Annotated in this window: 15 protein-coding genes, 1 other RNA gene, 2 pseudogenes and 2 other annotated features; of the genes and pseudogenes, 8 read left to right on the top strand and 10 right to left on the bottom strand. The window is 63.8% G+C overall.

Going from position 1 to position 16188, the window contains the following annotated elements; translation table 11 throughout:
• Window positions 1-3: 3 nt before the first annotated feature.
• Window positions 4-1388 (top strand): annotated as a pseudogene (locus tag EBS_RS05490) (NAD-dependent succinate-semialdehyde dehydrogenase).
• A gap of 119 nt (window positions 1389-1507) precedes the next feature.
• Window positions 1508-2716: pseudogene (locus EBS_RS13535) on the top strand (IS3 family transposase).
• Window positions 1775-1891: a sequence feature (AL1L pseudoknot), on the top strand. Its footprint overlaps the pseudogene before it by 117 nt.
• Before the next feature lie 36 nt (window positions 2717-2752).
• Here the strand turns inward: EBS_RS13535 and EBS_RS05505 are convergent.
• From EBS_RS05505 to smpB, 4 genes are all read right to left on the bottom strand, one after another.
• Complete coding sequence (locus EBS_RS05505; RefSeq protein ID WP_043107688.1) at window positions 2753-2962, bottom strand: efflux RND transporter periplasmic adaptor subunit; 210 nt, start codon at window positions 2960-2962, stop codon at window positions 2753-2755.
• Entirely contained in the window at window positions 2959-3414 is a 456-nt protein-coding gene (locus EBS_RS05510) for a TetR/AcrR family transcriptional regulator C-terminal domain-containing protein (protein ID WP_043107689.1), read from the bottom strand. The genes EBS_RS05505 and EBS_RS05510 overlap by 4 nt, the downstream gene beginning before the upstream one ends.
• Before the next feature lie 703 nt (window positions 3415-4117).
• Window positions 4118-4480: a transfer-messenger RNA gene (gene ssrA, locus EBS_RS13280) on the bottom strand.
• Window positions 4481-4543: 63 nt separating this feature from the next.
• On the bottom strand, window positions 4544-5026 hold the full coding sequence (smpB, locus tag EBS_RS05515) for an SsrA-binding protein SmpB (protein ID WP_043107690.1): 483 nt from the start codon (window positions 5024-5026) through the stop codon (window positions 4544-4546).
• Between the two features lie 84 nt (window positions 5027-5110).
• Between smpB and EBS_RS05520 the strand changes: the two genes are divergently transcribed.
• The 3 genes from EBS_RS05520 to EBS_RS05530 are packed head-to-tail and all read left to right on the top strand — an operon-like array spanning window position 5111 to window position 7276.
• Window positions 5111-6508: a sodium-dependent transporter gene (locus tag EBS_RS05520; RefSeq protein ID WP_043107692.1), complete on the top strand. Its 1398-nt coding sequence runs from the start codon at window positions 5111-5113 to the stop codon at window positions 6506-6508.
• A complete protein-coding gene (locus EBS_RS05525; protein WP_043107693.1) occupies window positions 6508-6942 on the top strand; it encodes a type II toxin-antitoxin system RatA family toxin in 435 nt (144 codons plus the stop codon). Before EBS_RS05520 ends, EBS_RS05525 begins: the two co-directional genes overlap by 1 nt.
• A complete protein-coding gene (locus EBS_RS05530) occupies window positions 6935-7276 on the top strand; it encodes an RnfH family protein (protein WP_043107695.1) in 342 nt (113 codons plus the stop codon). The genes EBS_RS05525 and EBS_RS05530 overlap by 8 nt, the downstream gene beginning before the upstream one ends.
• 33 nt (window positions 7277-7309) lie before the next feature.
• Here EBS_RS05530 and EBS_RS05535 read toward each other — a convergent pair whose 3' ends face one another.
• The gene (locus EBS_RS05535) at window positions 7310-7732 is read right to left on the bottom strand and encodes an outer membrane protein assembly factor BamE (protein ID WP_171816191.1); all 423 of its coding nucleotides are present in this window, start codon (window positions 7730-7732) and stop codon (window positions 7310-7312) included.
• Between the two features lie 182 nt (window positions 7733-7914).
• On the opposite strand from EBS_RS05535, the gene fur reads away from it, so the two are divergent.
• Complete coding sequence (gene fur / locus EBS_RS05540) at window positions 7915-8340, top strand: ferric iron uptake transcriptional regulator (RefSeq protein ID WP_043107698.1); 426 nt, start codon at window positions 7915-7917, stop codon at window positions 8338-8340.
• Here fur and EBS_RS05545 read toward each other — a convergent pair whose 3' ends face one another.
• Window positions 8341-9438 carry a M99 family carboxypeptidase catalytic domain-containing protein gene (locus EBS_RS05545; protein ID WP_043107699.1) on the bottom strand — a complete coding sequence of 366 codons (1098 nt, stop codon included), beginning with the start codon at window positions 9436-9438 and terminating at the stop codon, window positions 8341-8343.
• Window positions 9439-9488: 50 nt separating this feature from the next.
• On the opposite strand from EBS_RS05545, the gene EBS_RS05555 reads away from it, so the two are divergent.
• Window positions 9489-10708 (top strand): IS3 family transposase gene (locus EBS_RS05555; RefSeq protein WP_148307676.1). Its coding sequence is split into 2 segments (ribosomal slippage): window positions 9489-9771 and window positions 9771-10708, totalling 1221 coding nucleotides; the frame shifts between segments, so codons are not numbered across the junction.
• Window positions 9767-9883, top strand: a sequence feature (AL1L pseudoknot). It overlaps the preceding gene by 117 nt.
• A 1-nt stretch (window position 10709) precedes the next feature.
• Here the strand turns inward: EBS_RS05555 and EBS_RS05560 are convergent.
• The 4 genes from EBS_RS05560 to EBS_RS05575 all read right to left on the bottom strand — a co-directional run bounded on the left by EBS_RS05560 (window position 10710) and on the right by EBS_RS05575 (window position 14896).
• Window positions 10710-10898, bottom strand: a complete 189-nt coding sequence (locus tag EBS_RS05560) for a hypothetical protein (protein ID WP_043107703.1) — start codon at window positions 10896-10898, stop codon at window positions 10710-10712.
• Window positions 10895-12259, bottom strand: a complete 1365-nt coding sequence (locus EBS_RS05565) for a L,D-transpeptidase Cds6 family protein (RefSeq protein WP_043107704.1) — start codon at window positions 12257-12259, stop codon at window positions 10895-10897. The genes EBS_RS05560 and EBS_RS05565 overlap by 4 nt, the downstream gene beginning before the upstream one ends.
• Window positions 12260-12356: 97 nt before the next feature.
• Window positions 12357-14018, bottom strand: a complete 1662-nt coding sequence (recN, locus tag EBS_RS05570) for a DNA repair protein RecN (RefSeq protein ID WP_043107705.1) — start codon at window positions 14016-14018, stop codon at window positions 12357-12359.
• Window positions 14018-14896, bottom strand: a complete 879-nt coding sequence (locus EBS_RS05575) for an NAD(+) kinase (RefSeq protein WP_043107707.1) — start codon at window positions 14894-14896, stop codon at window positions 14018-14020. The genes recN and EBS_RS05575 overlap by 1 nt, the downstream gene beginning before the upstream one ends.
• Before the next feature lie 197 nt (window positions 14897-15093).
• On the opposite strand from EBS_RS05575, the gene hrcA reads away from it, so the two are divergent.
• Entirely contained in the window at window positions 15094-16149 is a 1056-nt protein-coding gene (hrcA, locus tag EBS_RS05580; protein ID WP_043107708.1) for a heat-inducible transcriptional repressor HrcA, read from the top strand.
• Window positions 16150-16188 lie beyond the last annotated feature (39 nt).

Raw genomic sequence — 16188 nt, forward strand, 5'->3', positions numbered from 1 at the left:
CTGATGAACCGTTCCGCAACCTTGCAAAGCATCGATCCCGCTACGGGACAACAACTCACCACCTGGCCCGTGCTGGACGACACGGCACTCGATCGCTCGCTGGCGCTGGCCTCGCGGGCTGCCGACCACTGGAGTGGGCTGGCGGTCGAGCAGCGCTGTGCCGCGCTCTCTCGCCTGGCCGATGTCCTGGAATCGCAGCGTGAGCCTCTGGCGCGGCTGATCACGCAGGAGATGGGCAAGCTGCATGCCGAGGCACTGGCCGAGATCGACAAGTGTGCCTGGGTCTGCCGTTACTACGCGGAACAGGCGCCGCAGATGCTGGCTGACCAGACCGTTGCCACCGAAGCACGGCGCAGTCTGGTTGCCTTCCAGCCGCTGGGTGCGGTGCTCGCGGTGATGCCCTGGAACTTCCCCTTCTGGCAGGTGTTCCGCGCTGCTGCCCCCCATCCTGGCCGCGGGTAACGTGCTGTTGCTCAAGCACGCGTCGAACGTCATCGGCTGTGGCGAGGCGATCGCTCGCCTGATTGCCGAGGCCGGATTCCCGAGGGCGTCTTCGTGCACCTGCCGGTCGAGGCAAGGCGCGTGGCCCGCGTGATCGCCGATCGCCGGGTGGCCGCGGTGACCCTGACCGGCAGCGAGGCAGCGAGGCAGCGGGTCGCGCGGTTGCCGCCGCTGCGGGTCAAGCGCTCAAGAAATGCGTGCTGGAACTCGGCGGTTCCGATCCCTTCGTGGTGCTCGAGGATGCCGACCTGGAGCAGGCGGCCGCCACCGCCGTGACCTCGCGCTTCATGAACTGCGGACAGAGCTGCATTGCCGCCAAGCGTTTCATCGTGCTCGATGCAGTGGCCGATGCCTTCACCGAGGCCTTCGTCGAAAAGACACGCAATCTGCAACCGGGGCCACCGAGTGATTCCGGCAGCACCCTGGCACCCATGGCGCGCGCCGATCTGCGCGACGAGCTGGCCGGCCAGGTACAGGATGCAGTGAGCAAGGGGGCGCGCCGTCTGCTCGCGGGCGGGCCGGCGGAAGGCGAGGGCTGGTATTACCTCCCAGAGGTGCTGACCGATGTCACCCCGGACATGCGCGCCTGGCACGAAGAACTCTTCGGTCCGGTGGCGGTGATCTATCGCGTGTCCGACGAGGCCGAGGCACTGCGCCTGGCCAATGCCACTACCTTTGGCCTGGGCGGCAGCGTGTGGACGGAAGACCGGGGACGGGGCGAGCAGCTGGCGCGCGGACTGACCTGTGGCTGCGCCTTCGTCAACTCACTGGTGCGCAGCGACCCGCGGCTGCCCTTCGGCGGGGTAGGCGATTCCGGGTACGGGCGCGAGCTGTCGCTGGTCGGTATCCGGGAGTTCGTCAACCAAAAGACCTTGTGGATCGACTGAGGGGCAGAACAGCAGATCAAGTGGTGATGCCCTTGAGATGCGGGTCGGTCACGGCTTTCCTCTGGGGGTGAACCGCCCCGGGTTTCCCGGAGACTCCATTTCTTGAGAGGATAGAGTCTATGGATACGAGCAAGAGATATTCCCCTGAGGTCCGGGAACGGGCGGTTCGCATGGTGTTTGATCATCAGGGCGAGCATGATTCCCAATGGGCGGCGATGACCTCCATCGCGGCCAAGATCGGCTGTACTGCGCAAATGGGTGAGACAGGCCGAGCGTGATCAAGGACTGCGTGAGGGTCTGACGACGTCGGAGCGCGAGCGGCTCAAGGCCTTGGAACGGGAGAACCGGGAGCTGAGGCGGGCCAACGAGATTCTGAAGACGGCGTCGGCTTTTTTTGCCCAGGCGGAGCTCGACCGCAAACTGAAGAGATGATCGCGTACATCGACGATCACAGGGATCGTTACGGGGTCGAGCCGATCTGCGCGGTGCTGCCGATCGCCCCGTCCACCTACTATGAGCACAAGGCCCGTGAGGCCGATCCACAGCGACTGCCGCGGCGATTGCAGCGGGATCGCGCCCTGTCAGACGAGATTCGACGGATCTGGGAAGAGAACTTCCAGGTGTACGGTGCCAGGAAGGTATGGCGGCAGCTCAACCGGGAAGGCATCGAGGTAGCCCGCTGCACGGTGGAACGTCTGATGCGTGTCATGGGGTTGCGGGGTGTGGTGTGAGGCCGCCGTTGCCGGACAACGATCGGCGACACGACGGCGGAACGACCACTGGACCGGGTGAAGCGGCAGTTTACTGCCACCCGCCCGAATCAGTTGTGGGTGGCGGACATTACCTACGTGGCGACTTGGACAGGGTTTGTCTATGTGGCGTTTGTCGTGGACGTCTATGCCCGACGGATCGTGGGCTGGCGTGTCTCCCGGTCGCTGAAGACCGACCTGGTGCTGGATGCGCTGGAGCAGGCGCTATGGTCGCGCCAGGACACAGAGGGCCTGGTGCACCACAGTGACCGAGGCTGTCAGTACCTGTCGGTGCGCTACACGGAGCGCCTGGCCGGGGCCGGCATTGATGCCTCGGTCGGTAGCCGAGGGGACTCCTATGACAACGCTCTGGCAGAGACGATCAACGGTCTGTACAAGGCCGAGGTTATCTACCGGCGAGGCCCCTGGAAGCATAGGGAGGCGGTCGAATATGCCACTTTGGAGTGGGTGGACTGGTTCAACCACCGGCGGCTGCTGGAGCCTATTGGCAACGTGCCACCGGCGGAGTTGGAAGCGGCGTATTATCGCCAACAGAAAGAGTCTGCCAAGGCGGCCTGACTCAAACAAAACAGTCTCCGGAATATCCGGGGCGGTTCAGTCCGTGTCGAGCCGGAAGGCGAGCGCGCTCGTTTTCAGCTGATCGCCTTCTTCTACCGTCAACTCCTCAACCCACCCTGACGCGGGAGCGGCGAGGTAACGCCACTCTCCCTCCACATAACCAGTGACGGAAGTGACGGGTTTTTCCCGTGTACAGCCGGACAACAGCGAAAAACCCGTAATCATCACTACGAAAAATCGTTTCATTGGGAAGGCTCCTTGCAGGAAAGGGCCCGATTGAGCATCTGGCCATGAAGTTCCGGCAGTGCAGGAATGTCCATCCGTGCCTGGGGATGCTGGCCAAGGGAGATCTGCCACGGGACGCAAAACACGACAGGCGCCACGATCAGACGGGCGGCAAGGCCCGGATCTGTCACAACAATCTCGCCTTGCTGGCGGGCTCGCTCGATCAGGCGTGTAAGAGCAACCAGCAGCCGGTCAATAACCCGTGACCGGTATTCCTGCAGCAGGGTTGGAAACTGATTGCCTTCACCAATCAGTATCTTGGCGATTTTGGGCATGGGCGAATACTGGGCAAGGTTGGCGGCGAGGCGCATCAGGCGGGGAAGCATATCCAGGAGCCCCGGTGCCGTGTCCAGGGCGCGCTCGATTGCTTCAATGCGAGGCTGGGCGACGGCTTCAATGATGGCGTGAAGCATGTCCTCCTTGGGGAAAAAGTACAGATAGACCGTGCCCCTGGAGACGCCGGCCCGTCAGGCAATATCATCCATGCGCAAGGTATCCAGTGCCGCTTCAAGCAGCCGTGCGCGGCGAGCGGCCTTGGCCTGGGGCGAGCGCGCTCTCTTGCTCATGTTCGGTTCTCCTGTACTCCATATACTAACTGACCGGTCAGTTATTTGGAGTTATAGGCACTATAAACCCTCTTTTCCCCAGGAGGTACCCTTCTCATCGAGGTGGGCAAGGATCTTCCTGATCACCACTGGGTCCGCGATGCGGGATTGTCCTACTTTCGCGGACACCTGAAACATTGGGCGGGAGATGACCACGACGGGTAAGACGAGAGGGCCGTATCCAGCAGAGTTCTGACGACAGAGGGTGGAGTTGGTTCGAGCAGGGCGCATACCCAGGGTACCGGGACTGGGGTTTCAGCGTAGCGTCGAGGAGATGCCGGTAGGAGTGAGGCAACGAAAAAGGCCAACCCGGTCGGGTTGGCCTTGTGGTATTGGTGGAGGCGGCGGGAGTATTCGGCCCTTCGGGCCTCACCCCTCCGGGGCCGCCGTCGCTGCGCGCCGGCGTTGTCTCGCCCGCGGTCGCGGGCTCGGCTCGAACCCGGAACGCGGCTTCTCGTCCGCGCCGCCCCGAAACGCCAAAGGGCCACCCGTTGGGTGACCCTTTGTCATTTGGTGGAGGCGGCGGGAGTCGAACCCGCGTCCGCGGACCCTCCGCCCTCGGTTCTACATGCTTAGTCGGTCTATTGTATTTGACCGCTGGCCGCCCGACCGACAGGGCAGTTCAGCGACGAGTCCGGTAAGGTTTTAGCGATTTGGCCCCGGACGAGCCTCCTCGCGATCCCGTGAGAATCGACGCCTCGAACCTGGACGCACGGGCACGGCTCCAGTGAGACGGCACCCTACCGGGTATTAGGCGGCGAGTGCGTAGTTGTCGTCGTTGGCAACTATTGGATTTGCAGCGGATTTACGAGGTAACTGCACCTCGGCATGCACCTTGGGTTTTGCAATCCACGTCGAATGCCGTGTCGCCCCCAAATTTGGAATTTTCATTCTAGCACGTAGTTGAGACTGCCGGATGGGGCCGGAGTTCCCGACCTCAGGCGTGCTTGAAGCGGCGGGCCTTTTCGCGCGCCCAGTCGCGTTCCTTGATGTCCGCGCGCTTGTCGTGGAGTTTCTTGCCCTTGCCCAGGCCGATCTCGAGTTTGGCGCGGTCCTTCTTCCAGTAGAGGCGCAAGGGGACCAGGGTGAAGCCCTTGCGTTCGACCTGGCCGATGAGCTTGTTGAGCTCGTAGCGGTGCAGCAGCAGCTTGCGCGCCCGGGTGGGTTCGGGGCGAACGTGGGTGGAGGCGGAGGCCAGCGGGGTGATGTGGGCGCCGACCAGCCAGGCCTCGCCGTGCTGGATCATGACATAGGTGTCGTTGAGGTTGACGCGCTTGTCGCGCAGGCTCTTGACCTCCCAGCCCTGGAGCGCCAGGCCCGCCTCCCAGGTCTCGCCGATCTCGAAGTCGTGGCGGGCCTTCTTGTTGACGGCGATCAGTGAGCCGGTGTCTTTCTTCTGCTTTTTGGATTTCTTCGCCATCGGCCCATTTTATCATGACGCCGGTTGTCCGGCCGCGGCGGCTGGCGGACAATAGGCGACTTTCCGATCTGGCGGCGAGACAGGATGACAGAGAGGGTCATTCACAATCAGTGGTCTTCCCGGCTGGCCTTCATGCTGGCGGCGACCGGTTCGGCGGTCGGCCTGGGCAACATCTGGAAGTTCCCGTACATCACCGGCGAGTACGGAGGTGGCGCCTTCGTGCTGGTGTACCTGGTGTGTATCGCGCTGATCGGCATCCCGGTGATGATGGCCGAGATCCTGCTCGGGCGGCGTGCGCGTGCCAATCCGATCGATGCCTTTCGTTCGCAGGCCGAGGCCGAGGGCCGGTCGCGTGCCTGGGGCGGCGTCGGCCTGATGGGCGTGTTCGCCGGTTTCGTGATCCTCTCGTTCTACAGCGTGGTTGCCGGTTGGGCGCTGGCCTATGTGTTCGAGGCGCTGAGCGGCGCCTTCGACGGCCTGGACGGAGAAACGTCCGGCGCCCTGTTCGGGGCGCTGACCGGCTCGCCGCAACGCCTGCTGTTCTGGCACACGGTGTTCATGCTGCTGACGGTGGCGGTGGTGGCGCGCGGTGTGCGGTCGGGCCTGGAGCGCCTGGTCACGCTGTTGATGCCCTTGCTGTTGGTGTTGCTGGCGCTGTTGGTGGGTTATGCGATGGCGGCCGGTGAGTTTGCACGCGGTTTTCATTACCTGTTCGATGTCGATTTCTCCCGTGTCTTCCTGCAATGCGGTGATGACGGTGCCTGTACCTTCACTGCCGAGCCGCTGCTGGCGGCCATGGGGCATGCCTTCTTCACCCTGAGTCTGGGAATGGGCGCGATCATGGTGTACGGCTCCTACATGCCGCGCGAGGCGTCGATCGCCGGTTCCACGGTGATGATCGCCATTGCCGACACCCTGGTGGCACTGATGGCGGGGCTGGCGATCTTTCCGCTGGTGTTCGCCAACGGACTCGAGCCAGGGGCCGGGCCGGGCCTGGTGTTCGTGAGCCTGCCGATCGCCTTTGGTGCCATGCCCGGGGGGCAACTGGTGGGCGTGCTGTTCTTTCTGTTGCTGGTCTTCGCGGCCTGGTCCTCGTCGATCTCGGTGATGGAACCGGGCGTGGCCTGGCTGAGCGAGAACGGCCACCTCTCGCGGGGCCGTGCCAGCCTCATCCTTGGTGGTCTTGCCTGGCTGCTGGGGATCGGTGCGGCGCTGTCGTTCAACCTGTGGTCGGGCGAGGACTACCAGCTCTTCGGCAAGACACTGTTCGATCTCGAAGACTTCCTGGCCTCCAATGTGCTGTTGCCGCTGGGTGGCCTGTTCATCACCCTGTTTGTCGGTTGGGTAGTACGTCGGCGGGGCAGCGAGGACGAGCTGGCGATGCACAGCCCGCGCCTGTTCGGCCTGTGGTATTTCGTGATCCGCTACGTGGCGCCGGCTGGTATCGTGCTGGTGTTTCTCAACGCAATTGGAGTGGTCTGATGCCGGTAGTCGAGAAGTCCGCGCTGGTGCCGTTCTCCGATCGGCAGATGTTTGATCTGGTCAAGGACGTGGCGCGTTATCCCGAGTTCCTGCCCTGGTGCAACGGTGCCGAGCTGCTGTCGGACGACGGTCACCAGGTCTGCGGGCGCATCGAGGTGGCGCGCATGGGCGTCCGCCAGTCGTTCGCTACCTGCAACGAGTACGAGGCCCCGCACTGGATGAAGATCGAACTGGTCGAGGGGCCGTTCAAGTCGCTGCACGGCCGCTGGGACTTCCAGGCGCTGCGCGAGGATGCCTGCAAGGTGATGCTGCGGCTGGAGTTCGAGTTTTCCGGGCAGTTGATCAATGCCGCTTTCGGCAAGGTGTTCCACCAGATCGCCAATACCCTGGTCGAATCCTTCTGCAAGCGTGCCAAGGAGGTTTACGGTGGATGATGATCCGATCGCGGTCGAGGTTGCCTATGCGCGGCCCGACGAGCAGCGCATCATCGAACTGCAGGTGCCGCCGGGTACCACGGTGGCTGAAGCCATCGAACGCTCGGGCATCATCGAATACTTTCCCGAGATCGACCTTTCGAAGAACAAGGTCGGTATCTTCGGCAAGCTCTCAAAGTTGGACAAGGTGTTGCAGGCAGGCGACCGGGTAGAGATCTACCGGCCGCTGATCGCCGATCCCAAGGAGGCGCGCAAGAAACGCGCGGCGCAGGGCAAGACGATGAAGAAGGGGGCAGGGGCGGCCGCCAGGAAGAAACAGGGCACGGGGAACTGAACCCCGGCAGACCGTCCCGAAGGGCGGAATGATTCAGCCGTCGTCATCCAGGCCCACGGCTTCGGCCATGCGGCCCAGCAGGGTCTTCTTTTCAGGCTCCCAGTCCGGCACCTTGACGACGCGCGGCTTCTCGGCCGGCATCTGTTCGTCGGGTGCCTGCGGGCGGTAGTCGCCGACGATGCGCGCCAGCCGGTCGTTCTCGAAGAAGACGGCGAGGTGCTTGATCTCCTTGGGTGTGCTGCCCACGCCAATGGTGTAGGGGTAATCCCAGCGGTTGTCGTGGAACACGTCGCGCAGCGTGGGACTGCCGAGGATGAACCGGACCTGCTCGCGCGACATGCCGGGTTTCAGGCGATTCACCTGCTCCTGGGTGACGACATTGCCCTGCTGGATGGTGGGGCGGTAGATGAAGGACGCGCGGTCCAGGGCGCGTGGGATGATGTCGGTGATTCCCACCAGTTTTTCCGCACCTTCTCCGACGGTACTGCAACCGACCAGGGCGAGGTTTGCGGGCAGAATAATGAAAATGAGAAGCTTGCGCATACGCGAGTGGTTATCATTTGTTGCGGGACTGTCCATGCCGAGATCATAGCGAATCCGGCCCCGGATTACATGCCCGCCGGAACGGGAGTCAGGTCTTGGAAGATGCGGATATCAAGCGTGCGGGGCTGAAGGTCACCCTGCCGAGGGTCAAGATCCTCAAGATCCTCGAGGCCAGCGAGGCCCGCCACATGACAGCCGAAGATGTCTATCGTGCGCTGCTCGAACGAGAAGAGGAGATCGGGCTGGCCACGGTGTACCGCGTGCTGACCCAGTTCGTTGATGCCGGTCTGGTCGAGCGTCATCACTTCGAGGGCGGGCAGGCCATCTTCGAGCTGAACCGGGGGGCGCATCATGATCACATCGTCTGCCAGCAATGCGGGCGGGTCGAGGAGTTCGTGGACGAGACCATCGAGCGGCACCAGCATGCGATCGCCGAGAAACACGGCTTCGAGATCGAGGATCACTCGCTCATCATCTACGGGCGCTGCGTCAAGCTCGATTGTCCCAATCGCCGCGATTGATCAACGTGGGCTGACCCGTACCAGGAACTGTCCCAGTTTGCGTCCTCCCGGGGCCTCGGCGACCACGGGATAGAGTTCGCCCTGGCCGCCCACCGAGTATTTCACCTGCAAGGGGTCGCTCAGGGGGATGCGGAAGTTGCGGTCGTCGCCGCGGTTGCGCACGCCTTTCGGTACCCAACCCTTGAAGTTCAGCTTGGGCGACACGGTATTGTTGCCGTCGCTGAAGCTGGCCAGCAGTCTCAGGGTGTCGTCCGGGGTCAGTTCCAGCACCTCGCCATCGAGCAGCAGGCGTCTGTGGCCGTTGACCTCGACCACGAACACCCGTGTCCGCCCCGGGATGTAACGGTCAGGATGCCGACCCAGTTCGAGGTGGATCCTGGCGATCACCTTGCTCTCCTTGCGGAACACGATGTCGGTGCTCTGGTCGATGGTGAAGGTATTGCCCAGGTCGTTCAGGTCACCCTTGCCCTCGACATCGCAGGAGATGCCGCGCGGGCTGTTGGCAGCGATCTTGTTGACGGTGATGGCGTCGCCACGCTTGAGCATCAGGGGCTCGCCGGGGCGCACGATCATTGGCGTGCCGTTGACATCGATTTCCACGAACTCGATGCGCGGTGACGGCACCAGTACCTTGGGGGTCATGGGTACGATTTCCAGCTCGCGCATGAACTCGTTGATCACCAGGTTGTGGTGCAGCACCTTCAACTTCAGCGACGGCAGGTTCTTGGAGGCCTCGACGCCGAAGGCCGGCAGGCAATGCTGGCGCAGGGCGTACCAGGTCGCCGTCTTGCGCATTGCCGGGTAGGGCGTTTTCGGGTCGTCAGTGTGAGTATTGAAAAAGTGCAGGTGATACTCGGTCTGCGGGATCTTGCGGTTGACCCGTTCGAGCACGCGGCGCGCCATCTCGCCCAGCTTTAGGTGGCGGCCATCGGTGCATTCGTATTCCTCGGTGTCGGCGATCAGTGACTGGCCATAACGCTTGGGATTGTGCAGCGCGTCTTCCCAGGTCGGGCGATGAAAACCCCAGCCGTCGTGCAGGTGCAGGAACAGGTCGGCCTCGCCCATCAGTTCCTTGAGCTTGGCCACCACCTTCAGCATGAACCGTCCCGGGTTTCCCGGAGACTCCATTTCTTGAGAGGATAGAGTCTATGGATACGAGCAAGAGATATCCCCCTGAGGTCCGGGAACGGGCGGTTCGCATGGTGTTTGATCATCAGGGCGAGCATGATTCCCAATGGGCGGCGATGACCTCCATCGCGGCCAAGATCGGCTGTACGCCGGAGACGCTGCGCAAATGGGTGAGACAGGCCGAGCGTGATCAAGGACTGCGCGAGGGTCTGACGACGTCGGAGCGCGAGCGGCTCAAGGCCTTGGAACGGGAGAACCGGGAGCTGAGGCGGGCCAACGAGATTCTGAAGACGGCGTCGGCTTTTTTTGCCCAGGCGGAGCTCGACCGCAAACTGAAGAGATGATCGCGTACATCGACGATCACAGGGATCGTTACGGGGTCGAGCCGATCTGCGCGGTGCTGCCGATCGCCCCGTCCACCTACTATGAGCACAAGGCCCGTGAGGCCGATCCACAGCGACTGCCGCGGCGATTGCAGCGGGATCGCGCCCTGTCAGACGAGATTCGACGGATCTGGGAAGAGAACTTCCAGGTGTACGGTGCCAGGAAGGTATGGCGGCAGCTCAACCGGGAAAGCATCGAGGTAGCCCGCTGCACGGTGGAACGCCTGATGCGTGTCATGGGGTTGCGGGGTGTGGTGCGAGGCCGCCGTTGCCGGACAACGATCGGCGACACGACGGCGGAACGACCACTGGACCGGGTGAAGCGGCAGTTTACTGCCACCCGCCCGAATCAGTTGTGGGTGGCGGACATTACCTACGTGGCGACTTGGACAGGGTTTGTCTATGTGGCGTTTGTCGTGGACGTCTATGCCCGACGGATCGTGGGCTGGCGTGTCTCCCGGTCGCTGAAGACCGACCTGGTGCTGGATGCGCTGGAGCAGGCGCTATGGTCGCGCCAGGACACAGAGGGCCTGGTGCACCACAGTGACCGAGGCTGTCAGTACCTGTCGGTGCGCTACACGGAGCGCCTGGCCGGGGCCGGCATTGATGCCTCGGTCGGTAGCCGAGGGGACTCCTATGACAACGCTCTGGCAGAGACGATCAACGGTCTGTACAAGGCCGAGGTTATCTACCGGCGAGGCCCCTGGAAGCATAGGGAGGCGGTCGAATATGCCACTTTGGAGTGGGTGGACTGGTTCAACCACCGGCGGCTGCTGGAGCCTATTGGCAACGTGCCACCGGCGGAGTTGGAAGCGGCGTATTATCGCCAACAGAAAGAGTCTGCCAAGGCGGCCTGACTCAAACAAAACAGTCTCCGGAATATCCGGGGCGGTTCAACAGGGTCTTGCCGGGCTTGTCACCCTTGATACGGTAGATGTTCAGCTCGTAGTCCGAGCCCTGGAAGAACACGCTGTGGGTGGATTGTGCCCACACCCAGACAGGGAAAAGCAACAGGGTCAGGCCGACTGGCAGGGTCAAGCATTTCATAGGGGATTCCAGGTTTCCCGTTCGATCCACAGGTGTTGCCCGCAGCCGCTGATGATCAGCGTCTTGTGTCCGGTGTCGCTCAGTTCACGATTGCGGTAGTGCTGGATGAAGCCCACCCGAAAGCGGTTGGGACCCAACCGCTGGATCTGCAGATCGTCGATGCTGATGTGCTGCTGGGGGCGGCGCGTGAAGACCCTCCGCTTGAAAGCCTTGAAGGCTGCCAGGTCGCGCCCCTTGCTGTCGCGGAAGTTTTCGGCATAGCGCGCCACGTAATCGTCGAGGTCGCGCTGGTTCCAGACGGTCAGCCAGTCCAGTACAAAGCGTTCGACCCGCGTTTCCGGGATCAATGCCGGTGGCAGCGGGGAATATTCTTCCGACAGCAGGCGCAGGCGGTCGTCGGACTTCTGGAAGAACAGGCGCTTGCGGCCGCGGCTGTTGATGGTGCTGGCGCAATAGGTCTGCACGAAATCGAACACGACCTGTTCGTGATTCTCGCGCAGGGCGACCACCTGTTCGGCCTCGATGATGCGTTGCCGCTGGTGACGGAAGATACGCTGCTTGCGCGCCAGCCAGGTGCGTTTGCTCAATCTCCCCACGCCGCGGAAGGCCGGGTCGAGCATGTTCTCGAGCTGGTCGAAGCGTCCCTTTTCCCAGGCGTCGAGAAATTGGTCGAGCACGCCGAGCAGGCGCTGGCGTTCCTTTTCGTAGGTGGCAGTGTCCACGAAGTCGAGCTTGTCGGTGATCACCACCGGGGTGTCGGGATGGATGGCATCGCGCAGGGTGCGGATGTCGTCGTTGGCGAAGGCCACGCAGCCCAGGGTAGCCTGCTTGTCCTTGTCCTTGTCCTTGTCCTTGTCCTTGTCCTTGTCCTTGTCCTTGTCCTTGTCCTTGTCCTTGTCCTTGTCCTTGTCCTTGTCCTTGTCCTTGTCCTTGTCCTTGTCCTTGTCGTTGTCGTTGTCGTCGCGTCCGTGCAGCCAGATGCCGCTGCCGTTGCGTCCCTTCAGACGGTCGATGGGGTTGGGATAGTCCAGCGGGAAGGCCCCGGAGCCATAGCGTGCGTCCAGTGCCTCGTCGGGCAGGTAGCGCAACACGTGATAGATGCCTTCCGGTGTCTTGCGATCACCCACCCGGTACTTGCGCCCGTCGTTCTCGCCGAGCATGAGGCCGTCGAACCGGAGCCGGGTCTGTGGTGGGTCGCCCAGTTCGAGCAACCAGGCGCGCTTGCTGGCCTTCTCCACCAGCAGCACGGTGCCCTGGTCCACGTTCCGGGTGAATACGTGCGCCGGGTAGGGGCCAGTGGCCGCCTGGACCGGGACGGTCAGTATCAGCGCGATCAGCGCCAGGGGGAGAAGACGATTCATTGCATCGTGTTCGTTGACAAGGGAGTGATATCGAGTGGTCCGCGCGGGGCGAATGCTACTGGATCGGCCAGGACAAGAACAGTCCGTGTGGTGGGCATCAGTCGGTCGGCGGCAACATCTCGCGGGCGTGTGCCAAGGTCTGCGCGGTGATCTCGACACCACCGAGCATGCGCGCGATCTCCTCGATACGGTGCTCGTGGTCGAGTGGCCTGATGGTCGTCTCGGTGGCCTCCTGCGAGGTGTGCTTGACCACCTGCAGGTGATGGTGGGCCTGGGCGGCGACTTGTGGCAGGTGGGTCACGCAGAGGACCTGCCGGCGGCGCCCCAGCTCGTGCAACAGGCGACCGACGATCTCGGCCACAGCGCCGCCGATGCCGACGTCCACCTCGTCGAAGATCAGGGTGGGGATGTCGCCGCAGTCGGCGGTAGCCACCTGGATGGCCAGCGAGATGCGTGACAACTCGCCGCCGGAGGCGGCATCGGCCAGTGGTGCGACCGGTTGGCCGGGGTTGGCCGCCACCTGGAACAGGATCCGGTCGATGCCGTGGCGCGTGGGCTCGTCGTGGGGTTCGCACAGGACCTCGAAACGCCCACCCTGCATGTTCAGGGTCTGCATCGACTCGGTGACGACAGCGGACAGGCGTGCTGCGGCCTCGCGTCGGGCGGCGCTCAGTGCCTCGGCGGCCTGCCGGTAGGCAGCCTCGAGTTCGGCAACACGGGTGGCGAGCCGAGCCAGGCGTTCGTCGGCGGCATCCAGGGTGTCGCGCTCCTCGCTGAAGCGCGCCAGCAGCTCGGGCAGTTCGGCAACCTCCACCCGGTGCTTGCGTGCCAGTTCGTGCAACTGGCCGAGCTGCTCGTCCAGGGCCTGCAGACGCGCCGGGTCGTTCTCCATGGCGTCGTGGTAGTGGCGCAGCGATTGCGCGGCCTCGTTGATCTGGATGAGCGCCGAGTCCAGCAGCTCGGCGACTGGCCGCAGTTCCTCGTCGAGCGCAAGCAGGGCCTTGAGCTGGCGCTGCATGGCCCCGAGCCGGCCGGCGAGATCGTCCTCACCGTCGGCCAGCCCGACGGCGATCTCGCCGGTTTCGCGTTGCAGGCGTTCGGCATGGGCCAGGCGGTGGTGCTCGGCTTCCAGTTCGGCGAGCCGTCCGGCGGCCTCGACCAGGGGCTCGAGCTCGGCGATCTGAAAGAGCAGGTAGTCGAGCCGGTTGTGACGGTCTTCCGCCGCCTGGCGCAGGCGCTCGTATTCCTCGCGCGCGGCCTGCAGGGCGGTGAAATGTTCGGCCACTTCACGGGCGGCCAGCTCCAGCCCGCCGTAACGGTCGAGCAGTTCGCGCTGCGCGGCCGGTCGCAACAGGGACTGGTGGGCATGCTGTCCGTGGATGTCGAGCAGGCGCTCGCCGAGTTCGCGCAGCAATGCCTGCGGCACCGGGCGGCCGTTGATGTAGGCGCGCGAGCGGCCTTCGCGCACCAGGACGCGCCGCAGCTGGCAGGCGCCATCCTCGTCCAGGTCGTGATCGCGCAGCCAGTCGGCCGCTGCCGGGCAGTCGGCCAGGTCGAATTCGCTGCTGACCTCGGCGCGCTCGCAACCGGCGCGGATCAGGGCCGGCGATGCCTTGTCGCCCAGGGTGAGGCCGAGGGCGTCGATCAGGATCGACTTGCCGGCGCCCGTCTCGCCGGTCAGCGCGGTCATGCCGGCGGCGAAGTCGAGCGCCAGCTCACGCACGATCACCAGGTCGCGGATGGCCAGGTGCACCAGCATCAGCTGTGTTTCCCTCCCCAGTGCAGCTTGGTACGCAGGATCTGGAAGTGATCGTGACCGGCCGGGTGGATCAGGCGCAAGGGGGGCGAGTGGCGGCGCAGCACCACGTCTTCACCGGGTCCGACCTCGAGGGTGACCTGGCCGTCGCAGGTGACGCGCACGTGGTCGGGCAGCGTCTTGCCACAGACCCGCAGGCGCACCACGTTACGGCCGTGCACCACGATCGGTCGGTTGCTCAGGGTATGCGGGCAGATCGGTACCAGGGCAATGGCATCCAGCGCCGGGCTGAGCAGGGGGCCTCCGCCCGAGAGGGCGTAGGCGGTCGATCCGGTGGGTGTGGAGACGATGATGCCATCCGAGCGCTGGGTGTCGATGAAGCTGTCGTCCACCCAGGTCTCGAATTCGATCATGCGCGCGGTGTTCCACTTGTGCAGCACCACGTCGTTGAGCGCCAGCTCGGGCGGCTGTTCGCCCACCTGGCAGCTCAGCAGGAAGCGTTCTTCCTCTTCGTAACGGCCATCCAGCACGTTCCCCAGGGTGTCGCGCATGGCATCGGGCGAGATATCCACCAGGAAGCCCAATCGTCCCAGGTTCACTCCCAGCAGCGGAATCTGGCTGTCGCCCAGGCGGCGCGCGCTGCTCAGGAAAGTGCCGTCGCCACCGACGATAATCGCCAGGTCGCAGCGGTGACCCATCTCCTCGGTGGCGAAATGGCGCGAAAGGCCCAGCGCCCGCGCGGTATGGCGGTCGGGAAACACCTCCAGCCCTCGCTCGCCGAGAAACGTGATGGCCTGACGCAGGGTGTTCACCAGGTCCTCGCTGGTGTCGTCGGGCTTGGCGATCAGCGCGATGCGGTGAAACTCCGGGGTGTTGTTCAAGGTGTGATCCGTCGGTCGAAAAGGGCTGCCAAAAAACTAGCATGTTGCCCCCGGCCATGAAAGAACCCGGTTCGCAGTGCGCTTGACTCCCCGGAAAACGCCTCCACATAATCGGTTGCCCGTTGTCCGGGCGCATGTGCCGCGTTCGACGACAGTCGGCCGGTGTCGGTAGGTTCCGTGCAGTGACCCGGAGTCGGATGGTGTCGAGAGCCCCAGCAGAGCAGATCAGCGAGCGCGCGCAGCACTTTCTCAAGGTGCTGATCGAACGCTATATCCGTGACGGCCAGCCGGTCGGCTCGCGTACCTTGGCGCGTGATTCGGGTCTGGACCTGAGTCCTGCCACCATCCGCAACGTGATGGCCGATCTCGAGGAGCTGGGTCTGGTGGCCTCGCCACACACCTCGGCCGGGCGGGTGCCAACAGCCGCCGGCTACCGCCTGTTCGTCGATTCGCTGTTGTCGATCAAACCGCTGAATCGCAAGACGGTGGACCAGTTGCAGCAGCAGCTCCCCAGCGCCAACACACCAGGCGAGATCGTCGAGTCGGCCTCACGCCTGCTCTCCAGCATGACCCGCCTGGCCGGGGTGGTGATGGTGCCCAAGCGCAACCAGGAGCGGGTGCGGCAGATCGAGTTCGTACCGCTCTCGGGCACCCGGGTGCTGGCGGTGCTGGTGACCTCGGCGGGTGAGATCCTCAACCGTATCATCGAGACCGGGCGCCGCTTCGAACGCAGCGAGCTCGAACAGCTATCGAACTACATCACCGAACACTACGCCGGGCACGATCTGGAGAGCGTGCGCCGCCTGGTGCTCGACGACATGCAGGCCACTCGTGAGCGTATGGACGACTTGATGGCCGAGGCCCTGCGCATGGCCCAGGTGACGTTCTCGACAGATGCCGAGGACGAGGCGGACGTGGTGGTCTCCGGCCAGACCAACCTGATGGACTTCGACGAGCTGGCGCGCATGGACCGCTTGCGTGAGTTGTTCGAGGTCTTCGCCGAGAAACAGCAGATGCTGCACCTGCTCGATCGCTGCCTGGAGGTCGACGGGGTGCAGATCTACATCGGCGAGGAGTCCGGCTACGAGACCCTGCGCGACTGCAGTATCATTACCTCGCCCTACAAGGTCGACGACGAGGTGGTCGGGGTGCTCGGCGTGATCGGCCCGACCCGGCTGCCCTACGACAAGGTCATCCCCATCGTCGATGTCACCGCGCAGTTGCTGGGTGCGGCGCTGAAGTTTCGGTCTTGATTTCCCCGGATACGGCCCCATATCGCAGGCAGCGTCTAT

Origin of the sequence: endosymbiont of unidentified scaly snail isolate Monju (genome assembly GCF_000801295.1) — a bacterium.
In the GTDB taxonomy this organism is placed as follows: Bacteria; Pseudomonadota; Gammaproteobacteria; order Chromatiales; family Chromatiaceae; genus MONJU.

Bases quoted from the DNA above. Each gene is read 5' to 3' on its own strand.
- EBS_RS05505 (WP_043107688.1), bottom strand. From the start codon at position 2,962: ATGAAACGATTTTTCGTAGTGATGATTACGGGTTTTTCGCTGTTGTCC.
- smpB (WP_043107690.1), bottom strand. From the start codon at position 5,026: ATGGCGAAGAAATCCAAAAAGCAGAAGAAAGACACCGGCTCACTGATC.
- recN (WP_043107705.1), bottom strand. From the start codon at position 14,018: ATGCTGGTGCACCTGGCCATCCGCGACCTGGTGATCGTGCGTGAGCTG.
- EBS_RS05525 (WP_043107693.1), top strand. From the start codon at position 6,508: ATGCCGGTAGTCGAGAAGTCCGCGCTGGTGCCGTTCTCCGATCGGCAG.
- EBS_RS05520 (WP_043107692.1), top strand. From the start codon at position 5,111: ATGACAGAGAGGGTCATTCACAATCAGTGGTCTTCCCGGCTGGCCTTC.
- EBS_RS05545 (WP_043107699.1), bottom strand. From the start codon at position 9,438: ATGCTGAAGGTGGTGGCCAAGCTCAAGGAACTGATGGGCGAGGCCGAC.
- EBS_RS05560 (WP_043107703.1), bottom strand. From the start codon at position 10,898: ATGAAATGCTTGACCCTGCCAGTCGGCCTGACCCTGTTGCTTTTCCCT.
- EBS_RS05565 (WP_043107704.1), bottom strand. From the start codon at position 12,259: ATGAATCGTCTTCTCCCCCTGGCGCTGATCGCGCTGATACTGACCGTC.
- EBS_RS05510 (WP_043107689.1), bottom strand. From the start codon at position 3,414: ATGCTTCACGCCATCATTGAAGCCGTCGCCCAGCCTCGCATTGAAGCA.
- hrcA (WP_043107708.1), top strand. From the start codon at position 15,094: ATGGTGTCGAGAGCCCCAGCAGAGCAGATCAGCGAGCGCGCGCAGCAC.